This is a genomic window from Halomonas sp. BM-2019 (assembly GCF_017584085.1).
The window spans coordinates 667,591-672,612 of the sequence record NZ_CP071922.1 but is presented as its reverse complement, the minus strand read 5'-3'; the positions used below and the strand labels follow the sequence as shown (position 1 = coordinate 672,612).

The following is a 5,022-nucleotide window of genomic DNA, read 5'->3' as shown; positions in this document are numbered from 1 at the left end:
AAGTGCACGCCGGTGTGGTCGGCCAGCATGCCGCACAGCCGATCCACCACGATGCTCCAGTTCATCTCGGTCTGGCCCTCGTCATCGAACCAGGCCATGGTCTGGTGCCAGGCCTCGGCAAAGCCCTCGGGCGCGACCTCCTCGGTGCAGCGCTCCCAGATCAGCCGACAGGCTTCCCGGTAGCTGATCAGCTTCTCGACCTGTGAGCGGCCAAGTCCGCTATAGAGGGTGTTGGGCAGGGTGGGCAGCAGATGCTCGACGGTATAGAGCATTCTGCTGATATGGCTCTGGGCGACCTGATAGCCGTCCTCACCCAGACGCTTGACCAGCTCGCGCTGCGAGAGCGTGTCGCCGCTCTCCTCTTCGTACATCGCCTTGGCATCCACTACGCCCTTGGCACGCTCGATCCAGAGCAGCTGGCCGCGGTTGTCGTTCTCGCTGAGGTGCCCCGTCAGCATCTTCACTTCCGACTGCCAGGGTCGGTACAGGGCATAGAAGGCGTGGAAGCGCGACTCGCCGGTCTCTTCATAGAGCTCGCGCAGGATCTGCAGACGGGTATTGCCACCGTCGCAGATGGTGTAGTGCTTCGCCCCCGGCCGCTGGGTGATCGGGGGCTTGTGCTTGAGGCCCGCGGCACGGATCGAGGCCTTGATCTCCTCATACTTGGGGTTCTGGACCTGACGGGGGTTGTGCTCGTAGGGCTTGAGCATGTCCAGGGTGACCCAGACGGCCATCTCCTGGTCGGGTGGTGTCACGGCATCCACGGGCTGCCCCTGACGCTTGGGACCGGGCTGCATCAGGCGCTCGCGAAGCTGCTGGTCGGTCGGACGTTTCATCGGCGGTATCCCTCGGAGACGAAGCGGGCAGAGGTGGCGCCGGCAGGCGGCGCCTGGGTGCTGATGACAGTGGCATCACTCGTCATGGCGGCACCCCTGCTGCCACTCCGCCCGACGCAGCTGGGAGCGCGCATTGAGCTCGGCGCGGCGATCCTTGGTGGTGAAGGAGGTGAAGACCGGCGCACAGCCGGGCTTGCTGAACCTCAGATGCCCGCCGCTGGTACGCTGCACCTCCCATCCCCGGGTGGCGGCATAGCGCACCAGGCGCTGCATCCCCTTGCACCCGCGTGCTGCCGACAGCGACTTACTCATCGTTGGCCTCCTCGATCTCCCAGAAGCGTTTCAGCAAGGCATCACCGCCCTCGATGAAGGTGTGGATCTCGTGGCCGCTATAGGTGGCCATCCGGATCACCGCGAGGGCATCCGCCTGCAGGTCCGCATCCAGCCCGCGCAGCCGCTGCATCTCGAAGGGCCAGCGGTAGCCGTTGTAGAGCCCAAGGAGGAGGCGGCGCAGGTGATGAGACTGGCCGCTGTGGCCCTGGGCCACACGGATCAGCTGTTCAAGGGCTGGGAGCGCCTGCTGCTCAGCCTCAAGCTGACGCTGGCGGGTCTCGTTCATGACCTGAGCCAGAGCCTGTGAAAGCCGGGAACGGGGTTCGGGTGTGCTCACGCGATACTGGCTCATGGGGTCACCTCCTGATGCTGCCAGGCCAACGGCTTGAAGCGCGCCGACTCTCCCTGGAACGCCAGGTGCACGGTGCCGGTGGGCCCGTTGCGCTGCTTGCCCAGGATCAGCTCGGCCAGGCCGTGGCTCTCTTCGTTGTCGGGGTGATAGACCTCGTCGCGGTAGATGAAGGCGATGACGTCGGCATCCTGCTCCAGCGCGCCGCTGTCACGCAGGTCGGCCATGCAGGTTCGCTTGTTGGGACGGGTCTCCAGGGAACGGTTGAGCTGCGACAGTGCAATCACCGGGGTGCGCAGCTCCTTGGCGGTTTCCTTGAGGATGCGGCTGACCTTGCCCACCTCGAGGGTGCGGTTTTCGCTGCCCGGCTCCTGAAGCAGCTGCAGATAGTCCACCAGGATCAGGGAGGGGCGCCCGAAGCGGCGCGTCATACGGCGAGCGCGCGCCTTCAGGCTGGAGGCGGTGATGCCAGAGGCATCATCGATCAGAAGCTTCCCGTCCAGCTGGGTGAGTCGACTGACCGCGGCGGTCACCTTAGGCCAATCCTCGTCTTCCATCTTTCCGGTGCGCAGCTGCTGCAGGGAGACATTGCCCAGGCTGGCGATCAGCCGAAGCATCAGCTGCGACTCCGGCATCTCCAGGGAGAAGATAAAGACCGGACCGGCAACCTCCTCTGCCGTCAGCGCATGCTCCGCGAAGCCGAGCCCCATGGCGGTCTTGCCCATGGAGGGGCGGCCGGCCAGGATGATGAGATCCCCGGGCTGCCAGCCCGCGGTCATGGCGTCCAGCTCGCTCAGGCCGCTCGGGATACCCGTCACCCCGCCCTGGGCATTGAAGGCCTGATCGATGACGTTGATGGCCTCACCGAGCATCTCCTTCATGGAGCTCAACCGCTCATGGCGTTCCTCTGTCAGGGCGAATAACTTCTGCTCGGCCTCCTCGATCAGCTCGGCGGCCGTGCGGCCCTGGGCGTTCAGGGCCTGCTGGTTCAGCGTGAAGCAGGTGTGGATCAGCTCCCGCAGCGCATGGCGGTCCCGCACGATCTCGGCATAGGCCACGACGTTGGCCGCGCTGGGCGTATTGCGGGCCAGCTCTGCCAGGAAGGCGAGCCCTCCCACCGGCTCCAGCTGGCCGTCCTCCTCCAGCGCTTCGGAGACCGTCACCACATCCATCGGCTGGTCGCGCTCGGCCAGCCCCTGGATCGCCTGAAACACCAAGCGATGGGCCTGCTGGTAGAACATCGCCGGCGCCAGGCGGTCGGCGACCTCGTCCCACATGGCGTTGTCCAGCAGCAGCCCCCCCAGCACCGATTGTTCCGCCTCCAGGCTGTGGGGAGGCAGATAGCCGGCGTCGGAGCGCTCCTCGGCCACTCGGAGCTGGACCAGGTTCTCAATGGCACTCATCGTGGCAGCCTCCCTGCATGGCGGTGGTGCAGACCAGGGTGTCGATCAGCGGCTGCCAGCCGGGATTGAGCTCACAGGCCATCGCCTTGACCTGATCGGCAGCGGCGGGCGACTTGCGGCCGGCGGGCTTGCGCGGCTCGAACTGGTGAGCCGGCAGCCCGGCGCTGGCGGCCTGCCGGAAGGCCACACCGGCGCGAATGGTGTTCTGCATCACGGTGACGCCCTGCTCACCGGCGGCGAACATCTCCGCCAGCGTTTGGTGGATGCCCCGCGCATCGGCGGTTTCATCCAGGCGGTTCACGAGTACGGAAACGGGGGGAACAGAGAGGTGAGTGAACTGGCTGAGCGCCTCGAGATCGCGCAGCAGGCCGACGGTGCCGCGCACGAACTCACGGGCTGAGAGCAGCTCGGGGGTGATGGGAGAGAGAGCGTGATCGGAGGCCAGAACCGCCATCTCCAGAGTGATGGAGCGGGCGCCCTGGGTGTCGATCAGGACGAGATCATAGTCTGACAGCCTGGAGAGCAGCTGGGCGAGCCGGAAGCGGCCGTCCGGGGCGTTGAGCAGCAGCTGAGGAAGCTGGCCGGCGTGATCGTTGGAGATCACCACATCCAGGTTGGGATGGGCCGTTTGCGATATGACGCGGTCGGGAGCCGTGTCGCTGAGCGCGATCAGCTCATAGGTACCGCCGGGGGCTTCGGTGCGAAGAGGGTAGTAGCTGGAGAGGGTCGGCTGGCTGTCCAGGTCGATGAACAGGACCCTGAGGCCCGCATCGGCCAGGAGGCCGCCCAGATTGGCAGTGACGGTGGTCTTGCCGACGCCGCCCTTGGTCGAAACAACAGAAACAACGCGCATAACCTCACCTCGGTTCCGGATGGAAACAAGTGTAAGGCTGGCGATTATGTAGCTATTTCACGAAGATAGCTTCGTCCACACTACCCCCTAGGGGGCCTTCTCGTGCTGATATGCTGATCTGCAAAACCGTTGCATCAGAACCCATCCTATGGATGGTGCCGGCACCAGGAGTCGAACCCGGGACCTACTGATTACAAGTCAGTTGCTCTACCAACTGAGCTATGCCGGCAATGGCAACGATCGCAATCAGCATATCAGGAGAGACACCTCTCCCGAGAAGAAAAGACCGTGAACTTGAGTCCACGGCCTTAATAATCAAGGTTGGCGATGGCTGGGGTACCAGGATTCGAACCTGGGAATGCCGATACCAAAAACCGGTGCCTTACCACTTGGCGATACCCCAGCAGTGTGGTGGCCAGAGAGGGAATCGAACCCCCGACACGGGGATTTTCAATCCCCTGCTCTACCAACTGAGCTATCTGGCCGCTGCCAACGGTGCGTATTAAACCTCAGCCGGCATGCAGCGTCAACCCCTTCCGTTTCAAAACGATGGACAACATTGCCCAGGGCTGTGGTCAGGATTCCCGCGGCACATAGCCCTCGGCCTGGTCGGTCTCGCGATTGTCGAGGAAGCGCTCCATCTGGTCCATCAGGTACTCCCGGGAAGCGGAGTCGAGCATGTTGAGGTGCTTCTCGTTGATCAGGCGGGTCTGCAGCGCCTGCCACTCCTCCCAGGCCTGCTTCGACACGCTGGCCTGGATCTCCTGCCCCTGCTTGCCGGGCAAGGGGGGAAAGGGCAGGGCCTCGAGCTCCTGCTGGTACTTGCGACAGAAGACGGTATGGCTCATGGGAACGGCTCCTCGTGGTTGGGCATTCAGGGACTCGGTGGTGCGTTCAGGGTGAAGGCCGACAGGCTCGCCAGCAGCGACTTCACCGGCGCCGCCAGCCCGATGGCATCCGGGGTATCGGGATCGTACCAGCGTCGCGTCTCGCCCACCGCATCGAGGCGCTCGATGCGTGCCGGCTGGGGCGTGATCTCCAGGCGGAAGTGGCTGAAGACGTGGGTGAAGGGCGACCAGGCCGGCGAGAGTTCGCTGCCCGGGGCGTGGCTATCGAGCCAGGCCTGCAGCGCCTCGGTATCGTCGAACTGCGGCAGGCTCCAGAGACCGCCCCACAGCCCGCTGGCCGGGCGCTGCTCCAGCAGCACCCGGCCCCGCGCGTCGCGCAGCAGCAGCATGCGCGTGGCAC

General features: G+C 64.9%; 7 protein-coding genes and 3 tRNA genes. All 10 read right to left on the bottom strand.

From position 1 onward, the window contains the following. The coding region (locus J5F18_RS03445; protein ID WP_346300940.1) for a ParB family protein at positions 1–836 on the bottom strand (836 nt) is incomplete at its 3' end. 75 nt (positions 837–911) lie between these two features. Further along, a complete protein-coding gene (locus J5F18_RS03440; protein ID WP_346300939.1) occupies positions 912–1,148 on the bottom strand; it encodes a type II toxin-antitoxin system HicA family toxin in 237 nt (78 codons plus the stop codon). Continuing rightward, a complete protein-coding gene (locus J5F18_RS03435; protein WP_346300938.1) occupies positions 1,141–1,521 on the bottom strand; it encodes a hypothetical protein in 381 nt (126 codons plus the stop codon). Before J5F18_RS03435 ends, J5F18_RS03440 begins: the two co-directional genes overlap by 8 nt. Next, positions 1,518–2,921 (bottom strand): replicative DNA helicase, encoded by a 1,404-nt coding sequence (gene dnaB, locus J5F18_RS03430; protein WP_346300937.1) that lies wholly within the window; start codon positions 2,919–2,921, stop codon positions 1,518–1,520. The genes J5F18_RS03435 and dnaB overlap by 4 nt, the downstream gene beginning before the upstream one ends. After that, positions 2,908–3,774 carry a ParA family protein gene (locus J5F18_RS03425; RefSeq protein WP_346300936.1) on the bottom strand — a complete coding sequence of 289 codons (867 nt, stop codon included), beginning with the start codon at positions 3,772–3,774 and terminating at the stop codon, positions 2,908–2,910. The genes dnaB and J5F18_RS03425 overlap by 14 nt, the downstream gene beginning before the upstream one ends. Positions 3,775–3,927: 153 nt before the next feature. Next, positions 3,928–4,003 (bottom strand) — tRNA-Thr (locus tag J5F18_RS03420). Positions 4,004–4,102: 99 nt separating this feature from the next. Next, positions 4,103–4,177: transfer RNA gene (locus J5F18_RS03415), tRNA-Gln, on the bottom strand. 6 nt (positions 4,178–4,183) lie between these two features. Continuing rightward, a tRNA-Phe gene (locus tag J5F18_RS03410) sits at positions 4,184–4,259 on the bottom strand. A 90-nt stretch (positions 4,260–4,349) separates the two neighbouring features. Beyond that, entirely contained in the window at positions 4,350–4,622 is a 273-nt protein-coding gene (locus tag J5F18_RS03405) for an oxidative damage protection protein (RefSeq protein WP_346300935.1), read from the bottom strand. A gap of 26 nt (positions 4,623–4,648) precedes the next feature. Beyond that, on the bottom strand, positions 4,649–5,022 hold a 374-nt coding region (locus tag J5F18_RS03400; RefSeq protein WP_346300934.1), incomplete at its 5' end, for an NUDIX domain-containing protein.